Origin of the sequence: Coprococcus aceti (genome assembly GCF_025567285.1) — a bacterium.
GTDB lineage: Bacteria > Bacillota > Clostridia > Lachnospirales > Lachnospiraceae > Coprococcus > Coprococcus aceti.
This window is the reverse complement of record NZ_JAOQJT010000001.1, coordinates 246,276-261,713: the sequence shown is the minus strand read 5'-3', so window position 1 is coordinate 261,713 and position 15,438 is coordinate 246,276. Positions and strand designations below refer to the sequence as shown.

Annotated in this window: 13 protein-coding genes and 3 tRNA genes; all 16 read left to right on the top strand. The window is 42.9% G+C overall.

The genetic code is table 11. From position 1 onward, the window contains the following. Window positions 1–5: 5 nt before the first annotated feature. The 16 genes from OCV54_RS01235 to OCV54_RS01160 all read left to right on the top strand — a co-directional run bounded on the left by OCV54_RS01235 (window position 6) and on the right by OCV54_RS01160 (window position 15,374). Window positions 6–602 (top strand): Fe-S-containing hydro-lyase, encoded by a 597-nt coding sequence (locus OCV54_RS01235; protein ID WP_015534435.1) that lies wholly within the window; start codon window positions 6–8, stop codon window positions 600–602. A 192-nt stretch (window positions 603–794) separates the two neighbouring features. Beyond that, entirely contained in the window at window positions 795–2,063 is a 1,269-nt protein-coding gene (locus OCV54_RS01230) for a fibronectin type III domain-containing protein (protein WP_015534436.1), read from the top strand. 183 nt (window positions 2,064–2,246) lie between these two features. Next, window positions 2,247–2,334, top strand: a tRNA-Ser gene (locus OCV54_RS01225). Between the two features lie 30 nt (window positions 2,335–2,364). Beyond that, window positions 2,365–2,436, top strand: a tRNA-Asn gene (locus tag OCV54_RS01220). A 17-nt stretch (window positions 2,437–2,453) separates the two neighbouring features. Continuing rightward, window positions 2,454–2,524, top strand: a tRNA-Cys gene (locus OCV54_RS01215). Window positions 2,525–2,640: 116 nt separating this feature from the next. Continuing rightward, the gene (locus OCV54_RS01210; protein WP_055222369.1) at window positions 2,641–4,110 is read left to right on the top strand and encodes a DUF6382 and FHA domain-containing protein; all 1,470 of its coding nucleotides are present in this window, start codon (window positions 2,641–2,643) and stop codon (window positions 4,108–4,110) included. A 58-nt stretch (window positions 4,111–4,168) separates the two neighbouring features. Beyond that, a complete protein-coding gene (locus OCV54_RS01205; RefSeq protein ID WP_055222368.1) occupies window positions 4,169–5,860 on the top strand; it encodes a hypothetical protein in 1,692 nt (563 codons plus the stop codon). Window positions 5,861–5,878: 18 nt separating this feature from the next. Beyond that, a complete protein-coding gene (locus tag OCV54_RS01200) occupies window positions 5,879–6,202 on the top strand; it encodes a hypothetical protein (RefSeq protein ID WP_022217377.1) in 324 nt (107 codons plus the stop codon). Window positions 6,203–6,287: 85 nt separating this feature from the next. Beyond that, window positions 6,288–7,574, top strand: coding sequence for a hypothetical protein (locus tag OCV54_RS01195; protein ID WP_242849694.1), 1,287 nt, complete (start codon window positions 6,288–6,290; stop codon window positions 7,572–7,574). 14 nt (window positions 7,575–7,588) lie between these two features. Then, window positions 7,589–8,785, top strand: a complete 1,197-nt coding sequence (locus OCV54_RS01190; RefSeq protein WP_015534440.1) for an FtsW/RodA/SpoVE family cell cycle protein — start codon at window positions 7,589–7,591, stop codon at window positions 8,783–8,785. A 63-nt stretch (window positions 8,786–8,848) separates the two neighbouring features. After that, the gene (locus tag OCV54_RS01185; RefSeq protein ID WP_262563207.1) at window positions 8,849–10,237 is read left to right on the top strand and encodes a L,D-transpeptidase family protein; all 1,389 of its coding nucleotides are present in this window, start codon (window positions 8,849–8,851) and stop codon (window positions 10,235–10,237) included. A gap of 54 nt (window positions 10,238–10,291) precedes the next feature. Continuing rightward, window positions 10,292–11,143, top strand: a complete 852-nt coding sequence (locus tag OCV54_RS01180; RefSeq protein WP_022217375.1) for a hypothetical protein — start codon at window positions 10,292–10,294, stop codon at window positions 11,141–11,143. A 238-nt stretch (window positions 11,144–11,381) separates the two neighbouring features. Beyond that, window positions 11,382–12,041, top strand: a complete 660-nt coding sequence (locus OCV54_RS01175) for a helix-turn-helix domain-containing protein (protein WP_022217374.1) — start codon at window positions 11,382–11,384, stop codon at window positions 12,039–12,041. Between the two features lie 67 nt (window positions 12,042–12,108). Further along, complete coding sequence (locus tag OCV54_RS01170; RefSeq protein ID WP_055222365.1) at window positions 12,109–13,779, top strand: sensor histidine kinase; 1,671 nt, start codon at window positions 12,109–12,111, stop codon at window positions 13,777–13,779. Further along, on the top strand, window positions 13,772–14,461 hold the full coding sequence (locus tag OCV54_RS01165; RefSeq protein ID WP_022217373.1) for a response regulator transcription factor: 690 nt from the start codon (window positions 13,772–13,774) through the stop codon (window positions 14,459–14,461). The genes OCV54_RS01170 and OCV54_RS01165 overlap by 8 nt, the downstream gene beginning before the upstream one ends. A 211-nt stretch (window positions 14,462–14,672) precedes the next feature. Beyond that, window positions 14,673–15,374 (top strand): RluA family pseudouridine synthase, encoded by a 702-nt coding sequence (locus tag OCV54_RS01160; RefSeq protein ID WP_015534445.1) that lies wholly within the window; start codon window positions 14,673–14,675, stop codon window positions 15,372–15,374. Window positions 15,375–15,438: the final 64 nt, after the last annotated feature.

The window sequence follows — 15,438 nt, the reverse complement described above, 5'->3', positions numbered from 1 at the left end:
TCATCATGGATAGACATATAAAGGCACCATTTGACAGAGAAGAGGTAAAGACCCTCAAGGCAGGGGATTATGTATATATAGATGGAATAGTGTACAGTGCCAGGGATGCCGCACACAAGAGAATGTATGATGCCATCATGGAATCAGGATGCGTGGACGCCAGTGGAACTGAGTTATACGAGAAGGGCATAGTTCCTATAGACCTTAACGGCAATGTGATATATTATCTCGGACCGACACCGGCAAAACCTGGACAGGTCATAGGCTCGGCGGGACCGACAACCAGCAGCAGAATGGACAAATACACTCCACTCATTCTCAGCAAGGGTCTGTGTGGAATGATAGGAAAGGGAAAGAGAAGCCAGGAGGTTATACAGGCAATAATAGACAACAAGGCTGTGTATCTGGCAGCCGTTGGCGGTGCAGGAGCGCTTCTCTCCAAATGTATCAAGAAATCCGAGGTGATCGCGTACGATGATCTCGGAACAGAGGCTATAAGGAAGATGACAGTGGAGAATTTCCCAGCTATTGTGGTTATAGATTCAGAGGGACACAACCTGTATGAAACAGCGGTAAAGGATTATCTTGAGCAGAATAAATAATACAGGAATAAAATAAAAAGTATACAGAATCTCAACAATGAATTAGCAAAAATGCACAAAATAATTGTTGAATATTACAGTCACAATAATGTTGACTAAAATATATTAAACTTGTAAAATTTTAATATGAGTTAGTCTCATATTAAATTAATTGTTGTATTAACAAGGGAAAGAAGAAAAAGGAGAGATTTAATGAGAAGAGAAAAAGTTTTCAACAGATCGTTATTGATCCTTGCAATCATGTCAATCATGCTCTTTGCAATGACAATAACAGCATCGGCAGCATCAGGAAGAGCAGTAACAAATCTTCAGCAGACAGATGATACCAAGACAGGTGTCACAGTTCAGTGGAGCGGTAATTATGGAGAGGAATACTTAGTGTATTTATCCCAGGATAGATCTTCAGGATATCAGGCATTAAGTTCTTATACTTCAACATCAAATAAGAAGTATATTTACAATCTTCAGGCCGGCAGAGCATACTATGTAATAGTTCAGACATATGTCAACAAGCAGCTTGTTGGACAGTCAGATCCTCTTCAGGTCATAACAACTCCTGAGAGCGTAGATTACAAGTCAATAAAGCAGACTTCAGGCACAAAGAATAAGATCGGTTTACAGTGGAACAGAGTTTCAGGTGTAACAGGATATGTAGTTGCCAAGATCAGCGGTTCAAAGGTTGAGGCTCAGTATAATGTTACTACAAACAAGGCAACTGTACCTGCAAAGGCCGGAACACATTATAGTGGATATTATGTATATTCATATAAGAGATCAGAGTCAAACTACATAGCACTTGGTTATGGACAGTCAACAGGTACACTCTACTCAGCACCTGTTAACCCACAGTATGTTGCCGATGCAAAGGCAGGAACTCTTATATGGAGTCCAGCTAAGAGTGGAAATGTAATAACAATCGGATGGAAGGCAAATCCAAACTATGACTATCCTACAGGATATCAGGTTCAGATCTACTCTCTCAACGGAAAGACCAGATTATACACAACAAAGGCTACAACAAAGACCAGAGTTAAGATCAACAACGCAAAGGTTCGTAAGGCAATCAACAACAAGGGATTCAAGGTAAGAATCCGTGCATACAAAGAGGCAAATGGTGGTGCTAAGTGCTGGAGCGATTGGTCAGCATTCAAGACAATCATACCTCAGGCATGTGTAAAGAAGAGTAATGTAACTTCTGTAAGCAGCACTGCTGCAAAGGTTAAATGGAAGAAAGTAGCAAATACAAAGTATTATCTTGTATACTATACAAAGAATCCATACGCTTCAAATGCAAAATGGATAAAGAAAAAGGTAAGTGCTAAGAGCAGCTCTTATACAATAAGAGGTCTTAAGGCATATTCTACATTTGGAGTATATGTTATCCCTGTTGTCAAGGTAAGAGGAAAGACCTACAGAGGACAGGCTTGTGAGTATATAAGATGCAGTTACTACTATAGATAAGATAGTAAGAAACATCTACAAAACGATAAGAGGGCGGATACAAAAAAGTATCCGCCTTTTTGTCGATTTTTGGCTTATTATTTTCTTGTAAAAACTCCTTGACATTCACTGCCAGGTTTGGTATTATAAACAAGCGTCAAAAATTAAATACTCTTTGGTAGGAGATTTTTATTTAGGCATTTTGCAGAAGTACTCAAGTGGCTGAAGAGGCGCCCCTGCTAAGGGTGTAGGCCGTTTGCGCGGCGCGAGGGTTCAAATCCCTCCTTCTGCGTTTCCTTTTTGGAGATGCTTATGACGTTATTCCTCGATAGCTCAATGGTAGAGCACTCGGCTGTTAACCGAGGGGTTGTAGGTTCGAGCCCTACTCGGGGAGTTTTAATTAAATAATATGGTGCGATAGCCAAGTGGTAAGGCCCCGGTCTGCAACACCGTCATCGCCGGTTCAAATCCGGCTCGCACCTCTCAAGCGGAAGATATATGTAATATATATCTTCCTTTTTTTGTAACCTTGAATATGCTTTTTTTGTCTGTTATACTGTAGAGGTATATTGGCTATTGAAATAGTAGGAGGTGGGGTATGACTCAAATTTTAAAAGATTCAATAAAAATTGAATACAAACTTGATCAGGTTACTCCTATTAGCAAATATGAAATGAATGCCTATAATGTGCCTTTTGCAGGCAACACAAGCATGTGCAGGGAAGTGTTTGTTAAGGGGGAAAGAAAACTCGAATTCTCAATAGATGGGGATATGAGTCTTAGTAAGATAATGCAGAAACCGGTTTTCAGGGATGAACTGGTGGAATACATATTCAGCATAAGCAAGCAGCTTGTGTCAGTCATACAGAATGGACTAGCACCCGAGAAGGTAGTGTGGGATACGAATTATATGTATGTGAGATTTAGTGACTTCTCCATACAGCTTCTGTATCTTCCATTTGAAAGCAAATTTGACAAGAAGGACATTGGGGAGTTCGTGAAGAGCATCTTGTCAGGATTTGTCTATGCACACACACCAGCCATAGAATGTGCTAACCAGATAGTTGATTATTTCAACGATCACAGGGAGTTTGATGCATTTCATTTCAATGAATTCGTGTCAGATCTCAGAGCATCAAGTCAGCTCCTTATAATACAGGGTGAAAAGGGCAAGAGTAAGGTACTCACTTCAAATGACAATAATAAAGAGCTTGCAATCCACAAAGCCGAGGAGGCAGCCAGAAAGGCTGAAGAGGCAAGAATGCAGGCCGAGAATGAGGTAAAGAGACAGATAGAGGAAGCAAAGTATCAGGCGGAAGTTGCCAGACAGGCAGAGGAGACCCGTATGAAGGCCGAGGCGGCAAGGGTCGAAGCCGAGATATGGAGACAGAAGGTCACTGCTGAGGCAAAGGATTATGAGCAGACAGCGGTACTCACAGCTCAGGATATGTACTCATATCAGGGCAATTCCGATGACAGTGAGAGGCTTAAGGCTGAAGAAATGTTCAGGAATGCCGAGGAGGAGCGAATCAGGGCAGAGAAGGTTTCATCGCAGTATGCAGATGAGATAAGACGTGCCAGAGAGCAGGAGATGCATGCTGAGGAGGCTAGAATGCAGGCAGAATTTGCAGCCCGCAAGAATGCTGAGGAGGCTAAGAGACAGGCAGGCCTTGCAAAGCTCAAGGCGGAGGAAGCCAAGAGACTCAGCGAGCAGCCGGATGAGGAGCCACCTACAACACTGTTCAGCAACAGAACACTTGTCACAGGCAGCAAGCCGACCCTCACCAGAAAGACTACGGGTGAGAGCGTTCAGATTAATAAACAGGTATTCTGTATTGGCAAGGCTGATCAGGGTGTTGACTATAAGGTAACAGGAAACAAGTCTATAAGTAGAAGACATGCCTATATCACCAGTATCAATGGAACACATTATCTGAGAGATAACAACTCAACAAACCATACATTCCTGAACGGAACTCAGGTGTACAGCAATGTTGATGTGGCTATCCCTGATAACAGTGTGATAAGGCTTTCAAATGAGGAGTTCATATTCAGGATAAATTCTTAAATATGGAGTTCGATAAATGTAATAAATCAGGTTGATCCGTAAGGATGGAGGAAGAGATATGTATTGTGATAATTGTGGTTGTGAATTGGGGGAGAACGTAAGAAAGTGTCCTGTCTGTGGAAAAGAATTTCCTTTGATAGAGCCGGAAGTTGACGACAGCACAACTGTGCTTACAAGTGAGCCGGATGTCGATGAGGACGATGACAGCACAACTGTCCTGACAGGCGGAACACAGGGCATGCCTCAGATGATGCAGCAGCCACAGGGTAATCCTGTGCCACCGCAGCAGCCTCAGATGGGAATGCCACAACCTCAGAAAATGCCACAGGAAGGCGCCGATATAATGATAAAGAAAAAGGGCGAGAAGAAGGGTATGAGCAAGGGTGCAAAGGCCGCACTCATAGCTATACCAGTGGTTATCGTCATCGCTATAGGCGTCTTTGCATTTATATTTGTTCCAAAGTTTAGAAAGTATAACGAGGCCAACGACCTCATGGACCAGGGAAAGGTTGAAGAGGCCGTGACACTGTATAAGGATCTTGGAAAATTCAAGGATTCCTATACAAAGGCAAACGGAGACGCTTATTATGAGTATGCCGAGGGTCTTGAAAAAGAAGGCAAGAACCTTGAGGCGGCTGAATATTATAAGAAGTCAGGCAACAGCAGAAAGGCTGCAGAGAACTACAGCAAGTCATCTGACGGTGACGAGGAGAGTTTCAGCAGCGATGACGCATTTGATAAGGCTTATCAGTGTTATTACAATGCGGGAATGGATCAGATGAATGCGGCATCCTACGATGCAGCCATAGATGCATTCAACAACGCAGGCTCATACAAGGATGCATCGGACAAGGTTATCGAGTGTACATATAAGAAAGCGGAGGCACTTATAACAGCCAAGAAGTACGATGACGCCATCAGTATTCTGTCAACCATAGAGGAGTACAGCGATTCCCAGACTCTTCTTGCAAAGTGCTATTACAACAAGGCATCAGAGCTGCTCGACGGCGGCAAATATGACGATGCGTATGATATGTACATGAAGTCAGAATTTGATGACTACAAGAACAAGGCCAGTGAGTGTACATACAAGAAGGCAGAGCAGTATTACAAGAACAAGGATTACGAGAATGCCATCAAGAGCTATGATAAGGTGGACAAGGATTACAAGGACTGTGTAGCTGAGAAAGACAAGTGTTATCAGGCCCTTGGAGCCCAGGCATACAAGGACAAGGAATACAAGAAGTCAGTTGATTACTATGAGAAGGTAGTCAAGACTGATGTGTCCAAGAAGATAGCAAATGGAAAGCTTGCATTTGCAAATGCAAATAAGAACGCAGCCAATGAGACTACAATGACATATCTCGGAGAACTCAGATACGACGGCAACGAGAAGGCTCAGAAGCTGTATTCAGAGCTTGTGAAGTGGAATATAGAATCATTTGTAAACAGCAGTGAAAAAGATCTTGATAAGGGATCTAACAGCATCAAGACAAAGGATGGATCAGATATATATATTCATACGTCATTTGGATTTGACGGTGATGACTCTATGAAGATATCGGGATACGTTGTGTATGCGGATGGAAACAAGTCTGACGTCATAACATTCTCAGATCCTGTGGTTGACGGCTGGTCAACATGGGTCAAGATATCAGGTGACAGTGCACCTAAGGGTGTAACATATCTGTATCTTCAGAACGAGACGACCAAGAAGATCATAGAGGTATATCCGTTCACAATAAAGTAAAGAGACAGGGTGATATATGTGATAAACAGACCTGAATTGCTGGCTCTGGAATTCTACAAGTCGCGGCCTTTTAAGGGCAGTGACAAGGGTATCCGTTACATGATACAGAAGGATGTTGTGGAGATTGAGCCGGAGGGTGAAAAAGATCAGACAGAGGAAGATGCACCGAAGGAGACAAAGACTGTACTCACGGCATTTATATGGCCGGAGCCATTCTGTTTTGAGGTCACACCGGATGAACAGAAGGGATCGAAGCAGTTTGATTTTTCCGAGGAAGGATTGTGTGAGGCCATAGCCTGGTTGAATGAAAATCATGATACATATGCACAAAAAAAACAATAGTAAACTACTTAAAAGAATAATTGGAATAACAGCGACTGTCATCATTCTGATGGCAGCAGTTGTTGCAATTATTTTTTTTCATCTTATGAGAAAACCTCAGATAAAGCTTGTGGAGGCCATGGTAAATACCATCAATTCTTCCAGAGAGTCGGAGATGAATCAGCAGTATGGCACATTTGACATGGGTATGAACATGATAAATGGCAGTCAGAGCTTTTCATTTGAGGATAATTCTGATCACAGCGTTGACATATCGCTGAAGAGAAGTGCTTCGGATCACAATTTTCTTGCGGAGGCAGGAGTTGATGACAAGACATTCAAGCTCTATGCAAATAAGAGGACTTCTCTCATATATATAGATGATATGGCAATCAGAATACAGTACGCTGACAATCTCATCACGAACATGAGCAATTCTCAGGTGGTATCACTGCTTGGGATAGACAGCGACACAGTGTACTCATTTGGCACTGCCTATGAGAACTGTATGAGGATGGCTGCAAATAATTATGCGGACATCAACGGTGACGATATCCAGACAGATATTATCCAGAAGACACTTAAGTATTTCTTCAATATGGAGGGTACGAGTGAGGGAAAACAGACTGTGGTTACTGGGGATAGTACACAGGACTGCAAGGTGTACTCGGTCATCTTCAATGTGGATGATTTCTATAGTTATCTGGATGAATGTTTTGGCACACATGATATAGATCTTCAGGAAGTGTATGACATGTTTGGCAAATACATACCGGAGATAGATACCATTGACAATACGGCAGAATTGGTACATGATATAAAGCAATTTGTGGATGAAATGTTAGACGGCAGGGATATCACGCTCTATTTTGCTGTGAACAGTAAAAATGAGCTGGTCAAGCTGTATGCGGATCATGTGTCCGACAGGGATATGAGCATGTCGCTGACATTTTACGGAGACAAATATACAGCACAGTCGTATGAGTTCACTGTTACTGACAATTCTGACAACCATCTTGTGATAAAAAAGAGGGATGTGAGCAGTGACGGAGAGACAGGAGTGGTGTTTGATGTGGATATATCGGCAGCCGATCTCATGGATTCCATGAAGCCTGTCAGTATAAGTGCATCGCTGGAGCTTAGATTGTCTGGAAGTGATGCAATTCTTGGTATACAGGTTGGAGATGCCGTGTTCAGAAAAAATGCGGAGATCACCGGATATGATAAGGGTAACAGCATTGATCTTGCGTGGAGCGGGGACAGTGATGGAAGCATGCATATCGGCTGTGATTCAGGAGCGATAGAGAAACCGGAATACAGGGACAGCCTGGATATATTTGACACAGATGTGATAAGTGCGTATAAATTTATAAAAGAGATAATGAACAGATAGATGGAGATTTGTATATGAGTGATACATCAGTTGTGGATAACTCCACGGGCAAAGAAAAAAGCAGATATACATCGGGAACCATATATAAGATGATAATTGCTATAACGTTCCTTCTGGCATTTGGACTGATAATGATATTCAGCGCATCCAGTTACGGCACGGCTGCCAGCAATTTCAGAAGCCAGTTGGTGTTTATCGTTTTCGGAGCATTGGCAATATGGGGATTGGCGTTTTTCCCATACGGTCTGTATAAGAAGCTTACATGGCCTGCATATTTTCTGTCATTGATACTGACATTTTTGCTTCTCACGCCATTGGGAGTAAATGTAAATGGTGCGACGAGATGGATCCAGATCCCTCACATACCATTCAGAATCCAGATCGCTGATATAGTGAAGACTCTCATGATCATATTCATAGCTTCATTTATAAGCAGCAAATGGAGAGAGATGCACAAGTGGCAGACTGTCATAATACTGTGGGTGCTTGTGGGACTCCAGGCGGGACTTTTGCTCGTCATATCCACAAACCTGAGTTCGTGTCTGGTCGTTCTTGGAATATGTTACTGTTCAACATTTATAGCCAGCAAGAACTGGAAACTGCATTTGGGAATATTGCTGATAGCTGTGGTGGTGGCGGTGGTCTATGTGAAGGTAGCCACGAGCTACCTGCCTACGGAGGAAGAACTTCTGTCAAATGACAACTTCCGTGCAAAGCGAATCCTGGGATGGCTGTACACAGAGAAATATGAGAAGAGTGCAGGATATCAGGTCATACAGTCGCTGTATGCCATAGGAAGCGGATCTTTCTTCGGCAAGGGACTTGGAAATGGAACACAGAAGCTTTCGGCTATACCGGAGGCCCAGAATGATATGATCTTCGCGATAATCTGCGAGGAGCTTGGTGTGGCAGGAGCAATCATGTTATTTCTTCTGTATGGCTATCTGTTATACCAGATGTATGTTATAGTTAAAGAGTCATCGAACGTATTTGGAAGCATGATGGTCATAGGTGTGATGGTACACCTTGTATGCCAGATAGTGATCAACGTAAGCGTTGCGACAAATGTAATTCCGAATACAGGTGTCACTCTTCCTTTCATAAGCTCGGGAGGTTCCGCACTTCTCATGACAATGGTCGAGTGTGGTATGTGTATAGGAATCAGAAGGCAGCAGACGAGAAGAGTGTATCAGAAGCATTTGAATGAATAAAATCCATGTGAGGAATAAGAGAGGTAGTATATGGTAAAGTTTAGAAAAATTGCGTTTTTGACAATGGCAGCAGTATTGTTGTCAACTTGTGCGACAGGAATCTCAAATCTGTCAGAAAGCAGGGTCGGCGGACAGTACACGGTGTACGCTGCGGAGGCTCAGGCTGATGTCGGAGAGAGTGTTGCGACATTGACGGATGCAACTGCCACTGTGAAGAATAAGAAGGGCTGGTATACCAAGAACGGTAAGACATATTATTACGATGAGAACGGCAAGGCGTTAAAGAGCAAGTTCCTTACATACAAGGGCGACAAATATTATTTTAACAGATATGGCCGCATGGTGAGAGGTCTTAACAAAATCCAGAATAATTACTATTACTTCAGAACAAATGGCAAGGCACTGGTGAATACCTGGAAGAAAATAAAGGGTAAGAAGTATTACTTTGGTTCTGATGGAAAAGCCTATAAGGGTGCACATAAGGTAAAGAATAGCAAGTATTACTATAATTTCTCAAGTAATGGTTATCTTGCGGAGGGTGTCAGAAAGATAAATGGCGTGACATACAGATTTGGTTCCAATGGAAAGCCATATACAGGATGGTATACTACAAAGCTTGGAAACAGACAGTATTACAGCGCTTCAGGTGTTGCATACAAAGGACCTAAGAAGGTAAATGGCAAGCTGTATCTGTTCGACAAGAATGGTGCACTGGTGAAGGGCAGAGGCTGGAAATATTACAACGGCAGGCGTTACTTCGTAAGCGTCAAGGGAACATTACTCACCGGATACAGATATGTGGATGGAGCATACTATTACTTCAGTAAGAGCGGTGCCATGTACAGAAGCAAGTGGGCATATGCGAATGGATATAAGTTCTATTTCAACAGAGGTGGCAAGAGACTCACAGATGTTGATAAGATCCTCGGAAAACAGGATTCCTATGAGATAAAGGTCAACAAGACCACAAATGTTGTGACTGTATATGCAAAGGATGGCAACAAGGGATATATCATTCCGGTAAAGGCATTTGTATGTTCAGGCGGTGACACAACACCTCTTGGAACATTCTGTACCCCGGCAAAGGGAAGATGGTGGACACTGATGGGGCCATGCTATGGACAGTGGGATACACTTATAACAGGTGATATACTTTTCCACTCTGTGTATTACGGAGAGGAGGATCCTACCACATTATCAGTCAGCGCTTATAACATGCTCGGAACGACATGCTCACACGGATGTATAAGACTTAAGGCAGGAGATGCAAAGTGGATATATGATAACTGCGATCTTGGAACAAAGGTAACTATATTCGAGAGCAATAAGAGCGGCCCGTTCCCTAAGCCTACATCAGTTCAGCTTGATTACAGCCATACATGGGATCCTACAGATCCAACCATGGCATACAAGTGTAGAGAGAACGGATGTCATAAGGGAATAGCATGGTAATATCGTGTTCAATGTGGAGAGAATAGATATATGAAAAAAGCGTCGTGGATGGACATGGGCAGAAAATATATATTATTTATGATTGCGGTCATCTGTTTTGCAGGTATCTGCATGGGATGCGGGAAGGTGGATGACGGTCAGGAGGAGAGTACCGGTATCCAGATAAAGAGCGGTGATGTTGAATCCGCGGAGGATATGACTCAGATAGGAGTGTATCTCGATGTGGATAAGAACAGTTCCGAGATAACGGATGTGAAGTACAAGATATCCGGTGACATAGGTATCGTGAGTTTCAGGTACAGCGGAGTGAAGGTTGAACTCAGAGGCTCCTGCAAATACGAGATGTACGATCTGGCGGGCGTTGAGAACACCAGCAATGGTGACATGATAACCGGCAACATCCAGGGATACAGTGCTACTTATTACACTCTGACTCCCGGACGTATAGCTTTCTGGAGCGATGGAACAATTAACTATTCGCTATATATATACGTCACAGCCAGTGATGAGGTACTCAATGAAGTGCTGTCACATATAGTATTTGAGAACAGATATACGGACAGAGCTGATGTCCAGCAGCAGATAGAGACGGACAGCAGAGCATTTGCTGAGAAGATCGTGAAGGTGTTCAATGATGAAGATCTTGAGACCATGAAGGATATGGTTTTATATCCTCAGGAGACAAGTGGTGGACAGTCCATAGCAAATGAAAATGAGCTGTTGAATGTTGATAAGAAGGCGCTGTTCACTGACATTCTTATGAAGGCTCTGAACGATGAGAATGCACTGGATAATCTGAGAAAAACCAACGACGGCTCCGAATATGTAATTGGAACAAACTATAAAAATGTACATTTCAGACTGAACGATGATGGACAATTTGTCATCACGAAAATAAATAACTGATATTTATCCCCTGCACATAAGGACAAACTGATATGTGCAGGGGATTTTTCTGTTTAAAAATACTGAAAAAGTTCTATTTGCCACGGATAAGTTCAGAATGTGATAAGTATGGGAGTATAGTGGGAAAATTTAGAGGACGATTCGCGTTGAGACTGTGTATTAAAGTCCTTAGAATTGTATCAGGACAGGAAATAACTTAAGACAGGACCTGATCTGAGACAAGGAGGAGATATACACGATGACAGAGAGAGTTTACAGTATAAGTGAGGCAGCAGCCAAGGTTGAGGTTGAGTCACATGTGCTTAGGTATTGGGAGGAAGAGCTTGAGATCGATATCAAGAGAAATGACATGGGTCACAGGTGCTACAGTGAGAAGGATGTAAAGATACTTCAGAGGGTTAAGACTTTGAAGGATAAGGGGATACAGCTCAAGGCGATAAAGGATATGGTTCACAGAATGTATGAACTTCTTGACGAGGGAGAGAGCACAGAGGAAAAAAATGCGGATGATGCGGTGGCGGAGCTTATCGCAGAGAGAGAAAATACAGAGAAGAAGACCATAGAAACCATAAGGGTGAGCAGCGATGTGGGGGATGATTCAAGAATAGTTGATTTCAAGATGGCACAATTCCAGAATATCATGGACAAGATAATCAGCAACTCCATAAAGGACAACCTTAAGGTGATAACACAGTCAGTGTCCGCTGCGGTGTCCGATGACGTGGTAAAACAGATGGATGTGCTGATGAAGGAGAAGGAGGATCAGGAGGAAGCGAGATACAGAAAGCTTGACGCCACCATAAGAGAACTTCAGCAGACCAGACAGGAGGTTGCGGCAACGGAGATAAAGAGAAAGAAAAAGGGCATTTTCAGAAGAAAACAGAGAGAGAGTTTATAAAAACTTCACACACTAACAATAGGGATTAATGCTATAATTAGCGCTAGTAAGATGGGAGTTAACACGAATGAAGATTACTAAGAAAGTTAAGATAGCGATAATTTTTATATGGATAGCAGCGATATTGTCCATGGTTATAGGTACGGCTATCATAGGGCGATATTTTATCACTGGAACTTATGGCCGTAATCACTCACTGCAGCTTTTATATTCGGAGGACGATCCGGTCAATGATGTGTACAAATCTCTGTCCACATTGCGTGAGGAAGTTATAAGCAAGGTGAAGAAGGATCCTTCATACTATACAACCCAGGATAATGCAGATGCCCTGGATGAAAAGAGCTCGGTATTAAATACTCATATAGCAGTTAAGAAGGATGGAGAGTACATATATAGTTCCGTTGATCCTTTTTCTGAGAGCCTGAAGGAGCAGTTAAAGAGAAATGATAACAGTTCGAATATCAATGCGATAGATGGTGATTCGATTGATACCGGAAATAACAGTGATATAAAGGTTCAGGAATATCTCATAACCCAGCCGTCATTCTATCTGTGCAACCAGGTATCATATGTGCTGGATGGAAGTCAGGTAGATATTTACATGCTCACATACTATGGTAATTATATGGCGAAGTTCAGGGGAACCATCATGGGTTATTCCATACTGATGGTTCTAATGATGATGCTCCTGAGCGGTGTCGTGGCATTCCTTGTATACCAGCAGTTTGTGAATCCTCTTGTCAAGCTCAAGGAGGCAGCAGAGCGTATGGGCTCAGGCAACCTTGACGAGAAGATAGACTTTGGCGATAACAGAGTCGATGAGGTTGGTGAGCTCTGTGAGTCATTTGAGGATATGAGACAGAAACTGTCAGACTTTACCAAGGCGAAGATGAGATATGAGGAAGAGAACAGGCAGCTCATAAGCAATATATCACACGATCTCCGTACTCCTATCACGACCATCAAGGGTTATGTGGAGGGAATCATGGATGGAGTTGCAGATACCCCTGAGAAGCAGGAGAGATATCTGAAGATGATATACAGCAAGGCAAATGAGATGGACAGCCTCATCAATGAGCTTTCACTGTATACGAATATCAACAACAACGCCATACCATATGAGTTCCACAGGGTATCGGTGAAGGATTATTTTGATGACTGTATGGAGGAGGTATATACGACGCTCCTTTCCAAGAACATGACGCTCACATACAAGAACTATTGTGATGACGATGTGAAGGTCATAGTTGATCCTGACCAGCTCAAGAGGGTCATCAACAACATAATTACAAATGCTATCAAGTATACCGATAAGGAATATGGACAGATAGATATCAACATATATGACAATGACGCGGAGGTTAAGGTATCCATAAGCGACAATGGCCGTGGAATAGATTCAGAGAGCCTGCCTCATATATTTGACAGAATGTACAGAGCTGACAGCGCAAGACAGTCAAGAGGCGGAAGTGGTCTTGGACTTGCTATATGCAAGAAGATCGTTGAGGAGCACGGCGGCAACATATATGCCACAAGCCAGCTTGGTGTCGGAACAACGATAGTATTTACCCTGAAGAAGTATATTCCAAAGGTTGAGGAGATCGAGGGTGATACTTCTGACGCCAGCGGTGAACAGCAGGCAAATGTAAAAAAGAATACACAGAAAAAAGATGATCAGAGAAAAGGATCATTGCAGATCATAAATTCACTAAAGAAAAGGAGAGATACAGATGAGTAAGATATTGATCATAGAAGATGAGCTTAGTATTGCAGAGCTTGAGAGAGATTATCTGGAGCTCAATGATTTCGAGGTAGAGATAGAGACAAATGGACTTAAGGGTCTTGAGAAGGCATTGGATGAGGAATACAGTCTTATCCTTCTGGATCTCATGCTCCCTGAGGTGGATGGATTTGAGATATGCCGACAGATAAGGGAGAAGAAGGATATTCCGATCATCATGGTAACAGCCAAGAAGAATGATATAGACAAGATCAGAGGTCTTGGTCTGGGAGTTGACGACTATGTCACAAAGCCATTCAGTCCAAGTGAGCTGGTGGCAAGAGTCAAGGCGCACATATCCAGATACGAGAGACTTGTTGGTTCAACGGCACTCAAGAATGACGTCATCGAGATCAGAGGTCTTAAGATAGACAAGACGGACAGAAGAGTGTATGTTGATAACGAGGAGAAGGTATTTACGAATAAGGAGTTCGATATACTGTGCTTCCTTGCCAGCAACCCAAACAAGGTATTTTCCAAGGATGAGCTGTTCAGCAAGATATGGAATATGGACAGCATAGGAGATATAGCCACGGTTACTGTTCATATCAAGAAGATCAGAGAGAAGATTGAATTTGACACATCGAATCCACAGTACATAGAGACTGTGTGGGGCGTGGGCTATAGGTTTAGGATGTGATAAGAAAGCCCCAGACGGCGAACATGCAGCGTTCATGCTTGCATGAAACGCTGCATGTTCATCGGATGGGCAGATATTCATGAGCATGTATGCCGATAGGCAGGAATGCGAATGAATGTGCGATTACGAGAGCCACGAAGTGGCGAAGTAATCGTAAGGCTTTCTTATCACAATTATAATAAGCCCCAGACGGCGAATGAGGAGAAAACAAATGAAATTAAACATTTTACATGAGGATAATGATATAATCGTGGCTGTAAAGCCATGTGGTGTGCCAACTCAGCCGGACAAGACCAATTCAGAGAGCATGGTGAGTATGCTCAAGCTCAGGATATACGAGAAGGAGAACAGAAAAGAGGAGCCATATCTTGTGCCTATTCACAGACTGGACAGGCCTGTAGGCGGAGTTATGGTATTTGCCAAGACTCCTGAGGCGGCTGCAAATCTCTCAAAGCAGAGCGAGGATGGTTCTATGATGAAGTATTATCAGGCGATCCTCACTGGTGAGCTTCCAAATGACCAGGGAGTTTTGAAGGATTATCTTCTTCACGATACTAAGGACAATGTGACAAAGGTCGTGGACAAGGACACACCTGGAGCAAAGTATTCTGAGCTTGAGTATGAGGTACTTGACGTTATGGATACAGACGAGGGAACTCTCACATACGTGCTGGTGGAGCTTATCACAGGCAGACATCATCAGATCAGGGCACAGTTTGCAAAGAGAAAGTGTGGAATCTGGGGTGACACAAAGTACAATCCTAAATTTCAGAAGACAAAGAAGAAGTACAAGGAGATAGGACTTCACGCGTCCAGATTGGAATTTGACCATCCGACAACAGGGGAACACATGGTGTTCAAGCATGAGCCGGAGGGCGGAGCATTTGCCATTCTGGATCTGGATGAGTTTTAGTTAAAATGGTATTTACAGGGCGGATGTTGGCATGTTTCGTGTTGACATACGTCCTGAAATTTTG